Source organism: Cyclobacterium xiamenense (genome assembly GCF_009467825.1).
GTDB lineage: Bacteria > Bacteroidota > Bacteroidia > Cytophagales > Cyclobacteriaceae > Cyclobacterium > Cyclobacterium xiamenense.
This window is the reverse complement of sequence record NZ_WIOK01000036.1, coordinates 31,376-49,339: the sequence shown is the minus strand read 5'-3', so window position 1 is coordinate 49,339 and position 17,964 is coordinate 31,376. Positions and strand designations below refer to the sequence as shown.

The window sequence follows — 17,964 nt, the reverse complement described above, 5'->3', positions numbered from 1 at the left end:
AAATGAAAGAAGGGATTTTTGAAAATCTAATACAAAGGATGGTGGCGAAGCCACCGTATCCGTACAAAGCCTTTATTTGATAAGTGCCTTATTCAAAAATTTGATTTGTTCACTAGGTTTTACAATATGACCGAAGATACTCTGTTCGTTGGTTTCCAAAGAAATGTATTCAATACTTTCAGCAATCTCACCCAAATTTACGGTTTCCTTCTTACCCGTAAGCAGGGGATCCAACTTTATCACACTAACATGCTTTGCATCGTTAGAAACTGGCTCACTACAAGCCCAAATCAGTGCGAAGAACAGAATATAATATTTTCCATTTACTACCATTAATTTATAGCAAGTTTATAGCAAGATGAATTATTAATGAATTTATTCTAATTTAAACCCTAAACTTCCACAGGATTGACGTCATGTTTTTATTTAAAAGAGTTGCATACAAAACACCAATTCTCATGATAAACACTTTGAAATTCATGTTTTTTATGATTAACTCTATTCCAATTCATAAATGGCAGAAAATAGTACTAAACATAAGCTTATCAACCACTGGAATCTCCTGAGCAAACCTGGTCACCATTGTCCTAAATTAGGTTTACTCTTTTTTTCCATTTAACACATTATTTATGTAAAACTTTTTTCAGGACGGGTCATATCGTAGACATTAATTGGATTGTGAACCAATCCCTCCGCCGCGGCGAAGGGCAAGGGGGATTTACCTACGTAACTATCAATATTTCAGTATATTGAATAGTTGAAATCCTCGAAAAAATCCCCCAACCCCCTTTAAAAAAGGGGGAATTGTTTACGTTGGGATTTTTAGGTACGTAAATACATGCACGTTGTGGCAAATTACTAGCACCGCCTACCGTTTCCAATGCTGCCGCAAGCCGATCGAAGCCAAATCCCTCCGCCGCAGTTGAGGGATTTGCTGAAATGCAGCGGGAACGGGAATGTTGAGTAGGTGTCATTTGATCGGGCTGTCCAAAAGTGAAGCGCTTAATGTACCTCCTATACCGATTACTACCAATCGCCCTTTTTCCACCCTAAAACTGCGCCGCTACCCGCTTGAAATAATCCATGCTTTCCTTGACTTCCGGCAGGTTGTTTTCCCAGTTGTGTTCGTATTCGGCGGAAAAGACGCCTTCAAACCCTTGCCGATTTAATTCGTGCAGGACCCCGGCCACATCGCAAGTGCCCGTACCCCAGGGGATATCGTGCGCATCCCGGACGCCGGCTTTGTTCAGGTCTTTCATGTGCAGGCTGATGATTCTTCCTTCCAGTTTGCGCAGGCTTGCTACCGGGTCCAGGCCGGAGCGCACCCAATGGCCAATATCCGCACAGACCCCCATCAGTTCGGACCGGCCTTCCAGAAAGCGCAAGGGCACTTCCGGGTGCCAGTACATAGAAGGCAGGGGATGGTTGTGCAGGGCAATCTTGATTTGATGTTCCACTGCCAGCTTCTCAATCAGGTCAAACTGATTGGGCCGGGGCTCTGTGGTCAGGATGCCGATGCCCATTTCTTTGGCGAAGGCAAACAAGTCCGGCCATTCCTCATCACTGGGACTGGCTACCCCGTAGGCCACGGCTTCGATACCGTACTGTTGCAGTAAAGACTTGATTTTATCTTTATCTGCTTGGGAAGCGGAAAAATGCGTGGTGGCATCACCGGTTTTGGTGATTTTTTGCCCTGGGTACAGCTCCACATAGCGTACGCCGATACTGTTGAGTTTTTCGAGGGTTTCTTCCAGGGAAAAGAGGCGAAAGGTATAGGCCTGACTGCCCAGTTTCCATCCGGAGGGAATTTCCTGCTGCGCATGGACAGATAGGGTAAGGAAGGCAGTCAATGCTAGGATAAGGGAGCGAAGGAATAAGGTTTTCATAGAGATCGGGTTTTTTGGGAAATAACGTTTTGTTAAAACTACTTATTTTTACCGAATTCTAAAATTGGCTTACTTGCGTTAAACCGGAAGAAAATGGTTTTATACCCAATTTTCGTGGAGAAACGACCATTCTCGTAGGCGACTACTTCCTTTGAGAATGAAAGGCATCCACTAAGCATCAATCTATTGACTCATGAAGGCTAATTTAAACTATTCCCTACCTGTGAATAAACGAATGCAGCGAATTAAATTTCTACTGATTCTGCTTTTTTCGGGATGTTGCCATTCCACTCTTTTGGCTCAGGAATCAGGGTTTGCTTCTTATCAACTTATTGCCCACCGGGGAGGGGTGGTCAACGATACCCTGCCTGAAAACAGCCTGGCCGCCCTGGAGGAAGCCATCAAAAGGGGCTATAACCGGGTGGAGATTGACGTACGGCTGACCAAAGACAGCGTGCTCATCAGCCACCACGACAAGGATTTTCAGCGCTATTATGGGGTGAATCGGGAGGTTTCTGATATGACCTGGGAGGAAATCCAATCCCTGACCGGAAAGCAGGGACAAGGGGTGTTGCGATTGTCCACCCTGTTGGCGCATTGTCAGGGTCGCATTCAGGTAATGATTGATAATAAAATCTCCGGGTTTAATGAGGAGCTGTTCGATTCGCTGATAGCACTGCTGGATTTTTACGATCTTCGGTCAGAAGCCCTGCTGATCGGAACCGAAGCATCGACGGAGTATTTCACCGGAAAAATCAAATTGAGTTGTAGCATGGACCAACTAAAGGAAAACCGGAACCGGGCCGATTTCAGCCCGGACCATTACTACCTGTTTTCCACGGCTATTTCCCCGCAGGAGTTCGAATGGGCCACCGAACAGGGTTTTCTGGTGGTAGCCGCCGTGAATGCCTGGGTGTTTGAAAGCGGCCGGATCCGGGAGCCGGCCGAAACGGTCGTCGAAAACCTAAAACGGGCCGGCGTTCGTACCTTTCAAATTGATTCCGTCTACGAGCCGTTTTTCAGGTAAGGTTGCCAATTTTGCTTTGCCCCGTTCATCCAGTTTCTGGTTACTAATTTCGCTTAATCCGCAATATTACGCTACTATATGTTATTGAAAAAGGGTAAAACCTGTCAGGTTTTATCTACGCAAAGAAAGATTGTATTGGGTTGAAGGTCTACAAAAACCTGACAGGTTTGCGGATTTTCGGAATCATACGAATCAAACTTTTTTCCCAAATAGGAAATTCGAATTGCATCGGGTTATGTACCTTGCGAAAAAGTAGTAGTATCCATAACATCTTTCTCTATGCTTATTGAAGCTCCTTTTTCCGGGAATAGATCCCTAGACTCCCAAACCCTTTCTGCCGACCTGGTTGTCGTTGGTGGTGGAATGGCAGGCATTTGTGCCGCCATCACGGCTGCCCGGCAAGGCATGGAAGTCATCCTGGTGCAGGACCGGCCGGTACTGGGCGGCAATGCATCCTCTGAAATCCGGCTTTGGATACTGGGAGCCACTTCCAGCATGGGCAATAACAACCGCTGGGCCAGGGAGGGTGGTGTCATTGATGAGATTCTTCTGGAAAACCAATACCGCAATCCCGAGGGAAATGCCCTGATTCTGGATACGGTACTGCTGGAAAAAGTGACCAGCGAATCCAACATTACCCTGTTGCTGAATACCGCTGTCCATGCCTGTGAAAAAGCAGGCAGCAGCCGAATTGCCAAAGTGCTGGCCTTTTGCAGCCAAAACAGTACGGAGTACCGGCTAGATGCTCCCTTGTTCGTAGACGCTTCGGGAGATGGTATCCTCGGATTTTTGTCCGGGGCCGCCTTTCGCATCGGCGCGGAATCCAGGGAAGAGTTTGACGAAGCTTTTGCTCCGGAAAAGGCCTATGGGGAGCTGTTGGGCCATTCCCTGTATTTCCACAGCAAGGATACGGGAAAGCCGGTGCAGTTCTTTCCTCCGGCATTTGCCAACACCGACCTGGCCAGTCTGCCCCGTTTCCATACCTTCAACCTGTACGACAGGGGTTGCCGCTTGTGGTGGGTGGAATACGGGGGTCGATTGGATACCATACACGCCACCGAAACCATCAAATGGGAACTCTGGCGCATCATCCACGGGATCTGGCACCATATCAAAAATTCCGGAGACTACCCCGAGATGGAAACCCATACGCTGGAATGGGTGGGCATGATCCCCGGGAAGCGGGAAAGCCGACGTTTTGAGGGGGATTACATGCTTTCCCAGCGGGATGTAGTGGAGCAGCGTACCCACCCGGATCGCGTTTCCTACGGGGGCTGGGCCCTGGACCTGCATCCGGCAGATGGCATCTACGGGGAGTTGCCCGGCTGTACCCAATGGCATGCCAAAGGGGTGTACGGCATTCCCTACCGCTGCCTGTATAGTAGAAATATCGATAACTTATTTCTGGCAGGCAGGATCATCAGCGCCAGCCATGTGGCCTTTGGTTCCTCCCGGGTGATGGCTACCTGCGCTCACAATGCCCAGGCCGTGGGAATGGCTGCCGCGCTCTGTAAAGCGGAGGGTCTGTTGCCCCGGGATCTTATGGAAGACGCGCTGATGGATAATTTGCAGCAACGCCTGATGGGCATGGGCCAATACCTGCCTGGCAGGCATTTGCGGGATACCGATAACCGGGTCAAAACGGCTTCGGTATCTGTTTCTTCTACGTTTAGTTTGCAGCAGTTGCCGGCTGATGCCGGATGGAAAGACCTGGATTGCAGCATGGCGCAACTGCTTCCACTGGAAGCAGGCAGGATTCCGGTTTTTACCTTTGTGGTGAAGGCAAAAAAAGCAACCCATCTGGTACTCCGCTTATGGGGCAGTAGTCTGCCGGGCAACTTTACCCCGGACAGGCAATTGGCGGAAAAGGAGATTGCAGTATCAAGAGGGATACAGAAACTGACCGTAGATTTTGATAGGCTGCTAGATGCGTCAGCGTACTACTTTATAGCTTTTGCCGCAAATCCCTTTGTTCAGCTAGCCATTAGTCAGCTTAGGCTAACCGGGATTTTGACGGTATTTAACCGGGTCAATTTGGATGTTGCCAAAGGCAGCCGGCAGGAGCCGCCGGAAGGGTTGGGTGTGGATGCCTTTGATTTCTGGTTGCCGGAACGGCGGCCGGGAGGGCATAACCTGGCCATCGGCTGCGAACCAGCACTGCGATTATACCGTCCTGAAAACCTGCTCAATGGCAGCTTCCGGCCGACTACACAAACCAATGCCTGGGTAGCGGATCCAACGGATCCCGAACCGACCCTTACTTTTTCCTGGCCCGTGCAGCAGGAAATCAGGAAAATTTTGCTTTGGTTTGATACGGACTACGATCACCCCCTGGAGTCGACCCTAAGGGGCCATGAGGAGCGGGTGATGCCTTTTTGTGTGCGGGAGTTTCGGCTGCTCGATGAGCGGGGCAGCCTGCTTTTTGAGGAAAAAAACAATCACCAAAGCAGGTATGAGATTGTGTTTGGTTCGACGGTTACAATAAAAAAACTGGTTCTTCAGCTCCAACACCCGGGAAAGAACGTACCAGCGGGATTGTTTGGTATTGGTGTATACGAAAGCTGAAACCCTTTAGGGTCCAGGTGTTTTCGGGGGATTGGATTCAGGTGCTTTCCCGGATGATCAGCCTGGATTTGATGACCTCATGCCTTTTCTCAGAAGCTTCCCCGGAATAGGCAATCTCGTCAAGCAGTACCCGGGCAGCCATTTCCCCCATTTCAAAAGAAGGTTGCGCCATGGTGGTGATGGGGGGACTGATGAAGCGACTCGTTTCATCATTCCCGAAACCGGCGATAGACAATTGCTCCGGAACTTGAATGCCCAATTGGTGGGCAGCGTGCATGGCCCCTATTGCCAGGATATCCGCAAAGCAAATGAGTCCATCCGGCTTGTCATGATTGGCCCATAATTTTTGGAGAGCTTCCCCGGCAAGATCAAAAGTAAAATCCTCAAGGGTAATGATTAGCTGCTGCTTCACCTGTAAGCCTGCCGCCTGTAGGGCCATATGAAAGCCTTCCAATCTATCCTTGCATACCCCTAGGGCAAGCGGGCCACCGATATAAGCGATATTTTTTCTTCCTCTCGCTATCAAATGGTTGGTCAAAACAAAGGCTCCGTTTTTATCGTCTGTTTTGATCTTTGAGGTTCCCAGATTGGCACAGGCCCTTTCATAAAGCACCACGGGAACATCCCTATCAATCACATGTTGCACATGATCAAAAGTCCAGGTCTCTTTTGAAAAGGCGATAATAATGCCATCCACTTTACTATTGGCCAGGGTTTCCACAATTTCAACTTCCTTATTGAAAGATTCACCGGACTGGAAAATCATCACTTTATAGCCTTCCTGGTAGGCCATATTTTCGATACCGGCGATGGAATTGGACCAGAAGTAACGGTTTATGGTGGGAACGACCACGCCGATGATTTTGGATTTTTTACTGCTCAGGCTACTTGCCAGCAGGTTGGGGTGGTAATCCATTTGCCTGGCCATCTCCAACACGGCATTTTTTGTCTCCTTTTTAATTTCAGTGGAACCTCTCAAAGCTCTGGAAACAGTGGCAATGGAAACCTGGAGTTTTTCGGCAATGTCTTTTATGGTGGTTGGTTTTTTCAAAGTTAGGTTTGGTTTACTCGATATTGTTGCTGGTATTGTCTGTAAATTAAACCATTTGTTATCCATTTACTAAATAGTCCCATGTTAAATACCCCGACGGCTGTTTGCCTATTTTGTAAAACAACCGAACTTCGTTGATGATTTTTTAAATGTAAACGTTTCCGATAACGTTTCCGGTATAAAAGAACAAAAATAAATAGAGCGATCGTTTTTTGTGTTGCAATATAACAGTAATTTAGAATATAATTTTAATAGTGAATACAATATCCTATACCGTTGAAAAGAAATGCGTTAAACGTTTTCTCAATTAGCTGTTGCACCATGCGAGTGAACGGTGCCTGTAAAGCGTTGACACAACCAGAGGTATCTATTTCCCACAAACCACGTTGGGGTTATGAATAGAGGAAGTTTATCCAGATTTTCCTTGAAATCACAAGGAATCGTGTTTTGGCTTGTTCTAGCCGTAGGGGCTTCTTGCGGCGTTGAAAAACCTACCGAAATACTTCGGGTAGAAAATTCCTTACCGGAAGAAATTGATTACAACATCCACGTAAAGCCAATCTTGTCCGATCGCTGTTTTTCCTGTCATGGCCCGGACCCCAATACCCGAGAAGCGGGTTTACGGCTAGATCATGCGGAAGCGGCCTATGGACGTTTGGCAAATGATCCCGATAAACAAGCTATTTCACCCGGGAATCTTCGTCGCAGCGAAGTTTACGAACGATTGATTTCGGAAGATCCGGAACGAATGATGCCACCTCCCCAGTCGAATTTAAGCCTTACTCCACGAGAAAAGGCCATCATTATACGGTGGATAGAGCAGGGGGGGCAATACAAGCCGCATTGGGCGTATACCAAACCGGAAAAAGGAATGCTTCCATCCGTTTCTGATACCACCTGGCCCAACAACGAAATTGATTATTTTGTACTGGCAAAATTGGATCAAGTTGGCCTGTTTCCCAGCCCCATGGCTGAGAAAGAACGGCTAATTAGAAGAGTCAGTTTGGATTTGACCGGTTTGCCCCCTGATTTGGACCTCGTCGATCGGTTTTTAGCGGATACATCTTCTAACGCATATGATAAGGTGGTAGATAGCTTGCTGGCAACAGTTGCCTATGCAGAAAGGATGGCCCTGGACTGGCTCGATGTTGCGAGGTATGCAGATTCCAATGGCTTGCATGCGGATGGCTACCGACTAATGTGGCCCTGGAGAGATTGGGTAATTGAGGCCTTTAACGAAAACATGCCCTACGATAGCTTTATTAAGTGGCAGGTAGCGGGTGATTTGATGCCGAATCCCTCCAAAAAACAGGTTTTGGCAACAGCTTTCAATCGGAATAACCAGACGAATTCGGAAGCTGGAATAATTGATGAGGAATACCGCCTGGAATACGTATTTGACCGTTCGGAGACAATAGGAAAAGCATTTTTGGGGTTGACGTTGGATTGTGCCCGATGCCATGACCATAAATTTGATCCACTATCGCAAAAGGACTACTTCAGCATGGCGGCTTTTTTCAACAACATGGACGAGTTGGGGATGACGGGAAATGATGGAAATTCGGGACCCCTGATGCTTTACCTGGAAGAGGAGGAGGAAAGGGAACTGGAAAGGTTGAAAGCCAAAATCCTCGCATTAGAAAACAAAAAGGAAAAGGCACATCAAAGTTTTAGGCAACAGCAGGAGATCCGTAGCCTGCCCGAACAATGGTCACCCGAAAAAACGCTAAAAATGGGCTTGGTTGGGCATTTCGGTTTCGATACCGTTGACCAAGGTGTTACTCCTGACAAATCTGGAAAGATTTTGGCAAAGGTGAAAGGGAGTCCGGAATTTATCCCTTCTCCTGCGGGCACCGGGATGCTTTTTAAGAACGAGTCGGACTTTTTGGAAATTCCCGGGCAGGGGCTATTTGAAATGACTTCGTCGTTTTCCTTTTCGTTTTGGGCGAAGCCAGAAAGTCAGGAACCGTATCGTTCGCTGCTGGCTAATTCGGGCAATAAAAATAATTTTTTCAGAGGATATGAGGTGTACCTGGATAGCATTAATCGGCTGCATGTGCGGCTTATCCATGCGTTACCCCATAATTGTATCCACATAGCTTCCAGGGATCCGATTGTTGGGAACGATTGGAGTCACATTGCCCTTACCTACGACGGTTCTGCTTCGGCTTCCGGTACTCGGCTATACATCAATGGAAAACCATCCGCTTCCGATGTTCTCGTGGATAACCTTTACAAGAGTATTTTACCGGTGGGAGATAGTCGGGGAATTTCGGTCAACAGGCCCTTACGACTTGCAAGAAGTTATCGTGCCTTCGGTGGAGACAACGGTATTTTTACGGGTGCATTGGACGAATTGTACGTCTATAACAGGGCATTGACCGAGCTCGAAATTACACAGCTACTTTATAATAAGGATTTTTCTCCGGTGAGGCAACATGAGCGTCCTATTATGTTGGAGCACCTGGACTTTCATACAAATAGGGAGGCTAGGGAAATCCGTGAATTGTTGCACGCGGCAAGGAACGAGCAGCTTGCGATGCTGGCGAACAAGATGGAAGTGATGGTCATGAAGGAAAGAGCCCAACCCCGTAAAACTCACATGCTGGATCGCGGTGATTACAATTTGCCTACGAAGGAAGTGACAGCAGCTGTTCCAGGTGTATTACCGCCTTTAGCCGAAGAATGGCCCCGAAACCGGCTGGGATTGGCAAAGTGGCTCACGCATTCGGATCATCCATTGGTAAGCCGAGTAGCGGTAAACAGGTATTGGAATCAATTTTTCGGAAGAGGTATTGTCGCTTCCGTTGGTGACTTTGGCAGTCAGGGCGAATTGCCTTCTCATCCTTTATTATTGGATTGGTTAGCGGTCGATTTTATAGAATCCGGCTGGAATGTAAAAGCCCTGGTGAAGAAAATGGTACTGTCGTCCACGTACAAGCAACAATCCCTGGCAAGCGAGGAATTGGAGGAGTTAGATCCAGAAAACGTCTATTTAGCAAGGGGTCCACGGCATCGGCTGATGGGAGAGTTTATTCGTGACAGTTACTTACATGCGAGCGGTCTTTTGGTGGATGAGGTAGGCGGACCGAGTGTGAAGCCCTATCAGCCGGAAGGATTATGGAAGGAAAAAGGAGAGTTTTCGAATTTTTTACTCACCTATATTCCCGACAGAGGGAAAGACCTGTACCGTAGAAGCATGTATACCTTTATTCGGAGAACCTCACCGCCTCCGGCCATGACTGCCTTCGATGTCCCCGGAAGAGAGGATTGCATCGTGGAGAGACAAGAAACCAATACTCCATTGCAGTCCCTGGTTTTGATGAACGACCCACAGATCATCGAGGCTTCCCGTGTGCTTGCTGAGAAAATGCAAAAAGAAGGTGGAAATAGCCTGGAAGATCAATTAACCTATGGATTCCGAAGGGTGCTGGGAAGAATGCCGGAGCCAGAAGAAATGCATATTTTCCAAAAAATGTATTTAGAAGAACTAGGTCACTTCAATCAGAATAAACGAGAGCGAGAGGCATTATTAACCGTTGGCTCCTCGACGGTAGATCGGAGCCTTTCCGGGGAAAAAACAGCGGCTTTGACGATGGTGGCGAATTTAATGTTTAATCATTTCGATTTTTACACGAAACAGTAACCGATATGGCAGATTTGTGTTCCCAGGTGAACCACTATTCCAGAAGAGAGTTTCTTACCAAAGCCGGTTTGGGAATAGGAGGAATGGCCTTAGCCAGTTTGGTGAACCCCCTTTCTTCTCAGGCCTTGCCGGACCCGGGTATGGATGGAACTCATTTTCCTCCCAGGGCGAAGCGAGTCATCTATTTATTTCAGAGCGGTGGTCCGTCACAGTTTGAATTATTTGACTTTAAACCCGAGTTGATCAAGCGAACTGGCGAGCAGCTTCCTGACTCGGTTCGACAAGGACAACGATTAACAGGCATGTCGGCAGGGCAGCAGTCGCTTCCGATGATCGGATCGAGATTTGGCTTCGAAAGACGGGGGGAATCCGGCTTGTACATCAGTGAACTTTTGCCGCATATCGCATCTATATCGGACGAAATTTGTGTCATCAAATCACTCCATACGGAGGCGATCAACCACGACCCGGCGATTACCTTTTTCCAGACGGGCTCTCAGCAAGCAGGTAGACCCTCCATAGGGTCCTGGGTGAGTTACGGCCTTGGAAGTGACAATGAAAATTTGCCAGCTTTTTGTGTCCTGGTCTCCAAGGGAAGATCGGGTGCGCAACCCGTCTACGGAAGGTTGTGGGGCAATGGTTTTTTGCCTTCTCAGTATCAAGGCGTGCAGTTCCGTTCGGGTAAAGACCCGGTACTTTACTTGAATGATCCATCGGGTGTGGGAAGGGGTCAACGTTCCAGGTACATGGGTCATTTGAAAGCCCTTTATGAACATGCGTTTCAATCCAATCCCGACGAGGAAATCAATTCCAAAATAGCTCAATACGAAATGGCTTACCGCATGCAAACATCGGTTCCAGAAACCATGGATATTTCTAGAGAACCAGAACATGTCCTGGACTTATACGGGCCCGACGTGCATATTCCGGGTACCTACGCAGCCAATTGCCTTTTGGCCAGAAGATTGGCGGAGAAAAATGTAAAATTTATTCAATTGTACCATAAAGGATGGGATCAGCATGGAAACCTTCCCAACGATATTCAAACCATGGCAAGAAGTACGGATCAGCCCACAGCAGGACTGATTCGGGATTTGAAACAACGGGGGCTTTTGGACGATACGCTGGTCATATGGGGAGGTGAATTTGGGAGAACCAGTTATTCACAGGGTCAGATAACCAAGACTACGTACGGCCGGGATCACCATCCGAAGTGCTTTTCGATGTGGATGGCTGGGGCAGGCGTAAAAAAAGGATATTCCTACGGAAAGACGGATGAACTGGGATACAATATCGTTGAGAACCCGGTACACGTACATGATTTTCAGGCCACCCTGTTGCATTTGATGGGTGTGGATCACGAGCGATTAAATTTTAAACACCAGGGTAGGAGGTATCGCCTCACCGACGTTCACGGAACGGTGGTGAAATCGCTTTTAAGCTGAACTCTTGGGTGATTCTGCCTGCAACTTCAATATTATTTCCCAAAGACTGATAATTACGACAAGTAGCACATCTGTCTTATTTCTTACTAATTCACTCCTTTCACGTATGATTAGCTTGTCAAAAATTTGTGTTTTTCTTTGCCTTTATGCATTGGTTGGATGTAATTCCGGAAGTCGAGATAAGGTTTTTATAGAAGCGGACGAAATAGTCTTGTTGAAGAACGGAATACCGTATCATTTTCAACCGAAATTTTCCATTATTTATAGTCAGGAAGACCCGAAAATGGCCATGAGGCCCGCAGGTATAGAGGGGGTACCCTATAATATCATCACTTGGACAGCCTATCAGGGAAAGGATGCGGACCTGGATGAAGTAAAAAGAAGTGAAAGTTCGGTAGGAGATGGGTTTGATGATGCAATTCTAGAAGGTGAGGCAGCCGAAAGAAGCTCCAATCCATTCAATGCAGGAACTGTCTTTTCTATCAGTGCTTCAGAAATGGAAATGACGGAAGGAACAATTCAACTTATTTTTGATGATCATGAGTGGTTTGATTTTTCGGGACAAATAGCAGATTTGGAAGGCCGGAATCCCTCCATCACCTTTACACTCAAACCCAAAAAAGACGGTTTTTTCTCAGTTGGATATACCGGTGCGCCCGAATTTTCGCTTTCTGAGGTAACAGAAATATGGCAGCCGCTGATTTGGCAGGAAAAAAGATTTCCGGAAAGCCCCATTATGACCTTGGTCTTTCGCTGCCCAATTCCTACGGTTTTAGTCCATAACAGCACCCATTCCCTTGGGGTAATGGCTGCATCGGAGGAATTTCCTTTTGATCCTTTGCCATTGTCCACGAACAGTCGATTTGGTGTAATGGTCAGGAATGAAAATGGAAAAGCCCAGCCTCAGTTATTTGCCCCGGTGCCGGGAGGGCAAGGATCCCAAATGAAAACCGGGGAGGCCTTTCAGTTTAAATCTTTTTTGGTAATTGAACCGGGAAAAATCCATGAAGCCTATGAAACACTTGCGAGGAATGACTTCGGCTTTAAAAACTACAGGAAAAATGAGACGGTATCACTGAACCGGACGTTTGAAAATATGGTGGACTATTCCATGTCGGATTATGCCTGGTTTGTAGATTCATTAAAGGGCTTTGCTTATTCCACAGATGTTCCCGGCGCCGTAAAGAATGTTTCCAGTTTGAATCCCATGGAATTGGCCATCGTAATGGATGACTCGGTGATGTTTGAACAAAGAGCCTACCCTACCTTGGAGTATATGTTGTCTAGGGAGAAATTTCTTTTTTCGCTTGACCCCGAACAAAAAATCCAGCATCCATCCAGGAGCATGACGGGGCCCATAGCCCCGGTTTCTGAGCTCACCTCCTTGTACAACATTTTCGGCCCATCCAATGCGTTTTTTTTGGAATTGGCAGAAAGGGAGTTCGCCGGGAGCCGTATTCGAAACCTGGATGTCGCCGAAAAGGGAGATTCCTGGGTCAATGCCATGCATTTGTACAAGGCCTCCGGGTATAAAAAATACCTTGACCTGGCCATTTCAGGTGCGGACGAATACATTCAAAAAAGGGTTGAAGTCAAGCAGACTGATTTTGCGGATCCTTACTTCCCAGGATTATTTTTCTGGAATGCGTTTACCCCCAGATGGGTGGATTTGACTGAATTATATGAAATTACACAATACAAACGGTACTTAGAGGCAGCCCATGACGGGGCCAGGCGCTATACCATGTTTACCTGGATGTCACCTGCTATTCCGGATACCAGTCTTTTGGTAAATGAGGGCGGCAAAGCGCCGCTGTACTGGTACCTGAAATCCAAAGGCCATGAGCAGATGTATTTTCCGGAAGAAAACGTGGAGGCCTGGAGACTCTCTGAAATCGGGCTTACGCCCGAGTCCTCGGGTACCAGCCAGGGTCACAGGGCTATATTTATGGCCAATTACGCACCCTGGATGTTGCGGTTAGGGTATTACGCACAAGACCCCTTTCTTATGGAAGTGGCCAAATCGGCCATTATTGGCCGCTACCAAAATTTTCCCGGTTACCACATCAATACCGCGCGTACCACGGCCTATGAAAAACCCGATTACCCGCTACGTGAACACAAAGCGCTAAGCGTAAATTCTTTTCACTACAACCACATCCTTCCCATGGCCAGCATGCTGCTGGATTACCTGGTTACCGATGCCTTTGTCCGGTCAGAGGGTGAGATTGATTTTCCATCGGAATACATCGAAGGCTATGCTTATTTGCAAAATAAGTTTTATGGCAGCAAAACCGGAACGTTTTATGAAGAGGACAGTGTACACCTGTGGATGCCAAAAAGGCTATTGACTGTTTCTCATTCGGAATTGAACTACGTATCGGGGTATGATGCATCCGGACTTTTTATGGCTTTTATGAACCAATCCGAACAGGCGGTGACCTCCACCATACGAATCAATTCAGAATGTGCACTTGGCACCATCGAAGATATTACGGTGCTATCGGATGATGGAAAGGCTGCTACCCTGAGTGCTTCCCTCTTTGAGGTGGAGGTTGCTGGGCATGGCATTACGGCGATCCGGGTAGAAGGGCTAACACCAATGGTGTCTTTTCAGCAACGCTTGTTGGCGAAAGGGCCCGATTCCGTGGATAGGTTAAAAGAAATTGATTTTGGAAAGGCCCGCGCCATGGTTATCAATCTGGGAGCTTACGACCGCAGAGGGTATGTTTACCTAGAGAAGGACGATGCACACTATTCCAGCGTGACCTTGCATTACGAGGATCGGGAGGGTACCATCAAAAATCTGACTGACGAACACTATCCCTTCGAATTTACGATTCCTTTGAAGGGAATGGCAGGAGAGATTTCATGTTGGTTTTCCGCCAGTAATACGGAAGGAAGTATCGAAAAAAGTGAAAAATTTAATTTTTGATCTGCTATCGTTCAAAGCGATTTTTTTTAAAATGCCCTACTAATCTGCCGTTGTTGGAGGTAAGTTCACCATGATTCGTCCATTCGGTCGGTATTTTTTTACCTGATTTGCGGTACCACTTCACCGTTACTGCAAATCAGGCGGTATAGCCATTTTCTGATCGAGTTTTTATCACCTTCCAGTATTATCAAATTGTTAAAAATAATATTGATTCGTTATTGAATTTTAAAATGAAAACGTTATCGGTAACGATTACGGAATAAAGTTCCTTATTTTTATGAATAATACCTTTTTTATTACGTTTTTTATATATAGTATTGATAGATATTCTGTGTATGCAGAAAGAGTAACAATGTTTCGCCAAAATAACCGTAACAATGAAAAAAAATTTACCAAGTTTATTTGTATTGGTCCTAATGGTCGTCGCGACCAGTTCTCTGGCCCAATCGATCACGGTCAGCGGTACTGTCTTCGACGAAAATGGGTCTGCATTGCCTGGGGTCTGCATTTTGATAAAGAATTCGACTTCAGGTACGGTGACGGATTTGGATGGAAGGTATCAAATCGAGGTGCCGGGCAGTAATTCGGTGTTGGTGTATTCCTTTCTGGGGTATTTCAAACAAGAGATTACTGTTGGGAACCAACGTGCCATCGACGTTAGTTTGCAAGCGGACATGAGTGATCTCAGTGAGGTGGTAGTAGTTGGATACGGAGATCAGCGGAGAATCAATCTAACCGGATCGGTTGAATCCATAGATGGGGCCTCCATTTCCCGCCAACCGGTATTCCAGGCTTCTCAGGCCCTTGTCGGAATGACACCGGGATTGACAGCTATCCAGTCCAGCAGCCGTCCGGGAGCGGATGGTGCCACCTTACGGGTACGGGGGACTGGATCTCTAGGCGCCTCCAATGATCCTTTGGTACTTGTAGATGGTATTCAAGGAGATATCAATAACATTGATCCTTCGGATATCGAGAGTATTTCGGTATTGAAGGATGCTGCGGCTTCTGCAATTTACGGTTCCAGGGGATCCAACGGAGTCATACTTGTGACCACGAAGCGGGGGAAAGCGGGAGCGATGACGGTTTCCTACAATACCTATGCCGGTTGGCAGGAGCCTCAAACGCTACCGTCATATTTGGGTGCGATTGACTTTTTAAGAGTGACTAATACGGACGAAGCCGCGATTGCCAATTACGAGCAGAACATGGCGACAAACCCCGACATTTATCCGGACACTGATTGGATGGATTTGTTGTTTTCAGAAAATGGATTCCAGCAATACCATAACCTCACTGTAAATGGTGGAACGGAAAACGTTCAGCTAATGGGATCCATCTCCTATACGGATCAGGGGGCCAATGTAAAGAATTACAATTTCAAGCGGTACAACGGCCGATTCAATTCCGATATCAAGATCAACGATAAATTCGATCTGACGTTTGATTTGAATTTTAGTCAAGAGTTGACTACCCAGCCCAATTCGGGTTTGGATCGCGTTTTCCTGGACGCCTTTAGAATTGACCCCACACAAATTGCCATCCATACCGATGGATCCTGGGGAGATGGTTGGAGTGGTCAAAACCCCATTGCTCACGCCACAGATGGGGGACTCAATCGCAATGAGAATAATTACTTCCGTGGGTTGATGCGGGTAAATTATTCCCCGGTGAAAGGCCTAAATGTAAGTCTAACGTATTCTCCGGAATACCGAGATCTTTTTGACCGCAACTTTAATAAGATGTACACAACGATTCTGGATTGGGACTCAAAGTCAACGCGTAATGTGCCCGATAGAAATTCCCTGAGCAATACCAATACCAGAATATTCGAGGACAACCTCATCGGTCTAATCACCTATAGCAAAGCCGTCGCGGACCACCAATTTACGATACTCGGCGGTTACGAAATGATTAAGACCAATTGGACGCAATTTGGTGCTTCGAGAACGGATTTTATCATTGATCGGTTTGAACAGTTGAATGCGGGCGCAGAGACCAACATGAGAAACAGTGGAAGAGCTACGCATTCCAGTTTGGTTTCCTATTTCTCCCGATTTAACTACTCCTACCTGGACAAGTACCTTTTTGAGGCAAACGTACGAAGGGATGCATCCTCAAGATTTGCACCGGAAAACCGGGTATCCATATTCCCGTCATTTTCTGCAGGCTGGCGTTTGACGGAAGAAGCATTTTTCAGTCCCTTAGATTTCTTTACAGAGTTCAAGTTAAGGGCTTCCTGGGGCAGGCTGGGGAATCAGCAAATTGGTAGTGATTTCCCGTATACCTCCAACATTCTTCTGGGGGCATCGAATTTTATTTTCGGTGACAACGTCGCAACAGGTGCTGCACAAAATGTATTGGCCAACCGCGGAATTCGATGGGAGTCAGCGGAAACAGCAAATATCGGATTGGATGCGGGCCTGATCAATAACCAGTTGACCTTTACGGTTGAATATTATGTCCGGACGACCAACGATATTTTATTGGCATTGCCTGTACCCAGAGTAGTGGGCTTGAGTGCTCCTCTTCAAAACGTAGGATCTGTTGAAAATAGAGGGATTGATTTCAATATCAATTGGAGGGATGCAATTGGGCAATTTAATTACAGTGCGAACTTCAACTTTTCCGACGTGAAAAATGAGGTGACTAGTCTGGGTGGCCTGGGACAGATAATCAGTGGAAACTCGATTACCACCACAGGAAGCCCTATTGGTTCGATATTCGGGTACCAATCCATGGGGTATTTTCAGAATCAGGAAGAAATCGACAATGCTCCCAATCAATTCGGAGCCCTTATTCCAGGCAACATCAGATACGTGGATCAACCTACCTTGGATACGAATGGGGACGGGATAAATGATTCCCCGGACGAGGTCATTAACCCCGATGACAGGGTAATCATCGGGGATCCTTTTCCCAGGTACAGTTATGCGTTAAACCTGACGGCGGATTACAAAGGTTTTGATTTTGCGCTGATGTTTCAAGGAGTAGGAAAAAGGGATTTGTTATTGCAAGGTGATGCGATCATGCCCTTGTGGAATGCGGGGAAGGTGCAAGAATGGCATGTGGAAGAATCCTGGACTCCTGAGAGGCCAAATGCCAGGATTCCGGTACTTGCGCCTACAAGCTCTGGTAGCAATGATGCGAGAGCTTCCGATGTGTGGGTATTTGATGCATCCTACCTTGCCATTCGAAATTTAAGTTTGGGGTATAACTTCCCCACCTTCAAGGATAGATTAAAAGCAAGGAGTTTACGGGTTTACACTTCGATCCAAAATCTGGCCAATTTTAACAGGCTTCCTAAAGGAACCAACCCACTAACTCCAAACGGTAGTTCCGGGGCATTTTTCCCAATTGCCAGAGCCTATACTTTCGGAGCCAGTCTAACCTTTTAACCAGAAAACAC

Annotated in this window: 9 protein-coding genes; 6 read left to right on the top strand and 3 right to left on the bottom strand. The window is 46.9% G+C overall.

The genetic code is table 11. The annotated features are described in order from the left end of the window. Positions 1–72 precede the first annotated feature (72 nt). Together GCU44_RS20030 and GCU44_RS20025 are read right to left on the bottom strand one after the other, a co-directional pair. Positions 73–333 carry a hypothetical protein gene (locus GCU44_RS20030; protein ID WP_154859049.1) on the bottom strand — a complete coding sequence of 87 codons (261 nt, stop codon included), beginning with the start codon at positions 331–333 and terminating at the stop codon, positions 73–75. A 716-nt stretch (positions 334–1,049) separates the two neighbouring features. Then, positions 1,050–1,886, bottom strand: coding sequence for a sugar phosphate isomerase/epimerase family protein (locus GCU44_RS20025; protein ID WP_154859047.1), 837 nt, complete (start codon positions 1,884–1,886; stop codon positions 1,050–1,052). A gap of 193 nt (positions 1,887–2,079) precedes the next feature. On the opposite strand from GCU44_RS20025, the gene GCU44_RS20020 reads away from it, so the two are divergent. Together GCU44_RS20020 and GCU44_RS20015 are read left to right on the top strand one after the other, a co-directional pair. Beyond that, on the top strand, positions 2,080–2,913 hold the full coding sequence (locus GCU44_RS20020; protein ID WP_154859045.1) for a glycerophosphodiester phosphodiesterase: 834 nt from the start codon (positions 2,080–2,082) through the stop codon (positions 2,911–2,913). A gap of 279 nt (positions 2,914–3,192) precedes the next feature. Further along, complete coding sequence (locus GCU44_RS20015; RefSeq protein WP_154859043.1) at positions 3,193–5,478, top strand: FAD-dependent oxidoreductase; 2,286 nt, start codon at positions 3,193–3,195, stop codon at positions 5,476–5,478. Positions 5,479–5,515: 37 nt separating this feature from the next. Here the strand turns inward: GCU44_RS20015 and GCU44_RS20010 are convergent, their stop codons facing one another. Continuing rightward, the gene (locus tag GCU44_RS20010; RefSeq protein WP_154859041.1) at positions 5,516–6,529 is read right to left on the bottom strand and encodes a LacI family DNA-binding transcriptional regulator; all 1,014 of its coding nucleotides are present in this window, start codon (positions 6,527–6,529) and stop codon (positions 5,516–5,518) included. A 394-nt stretch (positions 6,530–6,923) separates the two neighbouring features. Between GCU44_RS20010 and GCU44_RS20005 the strand changes: the two genes are divergently transcribed. The 4 genes from GCU44_RS20005 to GCU44_RS19990 all read left to right on the top strand — a co-directional run bounded on the left by GCU44_RS20005 (position 6,924) and on the right by GCU44_RS19990 (position 17,953). Then, positions 6,924–10,175: a DUF1553 domain-containing protein gene (locus GCU44_RS20005; RefSeq protein ID WP_154859039.1), complete on the top strand. Its 3,252-nt coding sequence runs from the start codon at positions 6,924–6,926 to the stop codon at positions 10,173–10,175. 5 nt (positions 10,176–10,180) lie between these two features. Beyond that, positions 10,181–11,620 (top strand): DUF1501 domain-containing protein, encoded by a 1,440-nt coding sequence (locus tag GCU44_RS20000; protein ID WP_154859037.1) that lies wholly within the window; start codon positions 10,181–10,183, stop codon positions 11,618–11,620. A gap of 214 nt (positions 11,621–11,834) precedes the next feature. Then, positions 11,835–14,555 carry a glycoside hydrolase family protein gene (locus tag GCU44_RS19995; protein WP_241685042.1) on the top strand — a complete coding sequence of 907 codons (2,721 nt, stop codon included), beginning with the start codon at positions 11,835–11,837 and terminating at the stop codon, positions 14,553–14,555. A gap of 377 nt (positions 14,556–14,932) precedes the next feature. Then, the gene (locus tag GCU44_RS19990; protein WP_154859033.1) at positions 14,933–17,953 is read left to right on the top strand and encodes a SusC/RagA family TonB-linked outer membrane protein; all 3,021 of its coding nucleotides are present in this window, start codon (positions 14,933–14,935) and stop codon (positions 17,951–17,953) included. The last annotated feature ends 11 nt before the right edge of the window (positions 17,954–17,964 follow it).

Coding starts and splice junctions, on each gene's coding strand:
- GCU44_RS20030 (WP_154859049.1), bottom strand. CDS start 333: ATGGTAGTAAATGGAAAATATTATATTCTGTTCTTCGCACTGATTTGG.
- GCU44_RS20025 (WP_154859047.1), bottom strand. CDS start 1,886: ATGAAAACCTTATTCCTTCGCTCCCTTATCCTAGCATTGACTGCCTTC.
- GCU44_RS20020 (WP_154859045.1), top strand. CDS start 2,080: ATGAAGGCTAATTTAAACTATTCCCTACCTGTGAATAAACGAATGCAG.
- GCU44_RS20015 (WP_154859043.1), top strand. CDS start 3,193: ATGCTTATTGAAGCTCCTTTTTCCGGGAATAGATCCCTAGACTCCCAA.
- GCU44_RS20005 (WP_154859039.1), top strand. CDS start 6,924: ATGAATAGAGGAAGTTTATCCAGATTTTCCTTGAAATCACAAGGAATC.
- GCU44_RS20000 (WP_154859037.1), top strand. CDS start 10,181: ATGGCAGATTTGTGTTCCCAGGTGAACCACTATTCCAGAAGAGAGTTT.
- GCU44_RS19990 (WP_154859033.1), top strand. CDS start 14,933: ATGAAAAAAAATTTACCAAGTTTATTTGTATTGGTCCTAATGGTCGTC.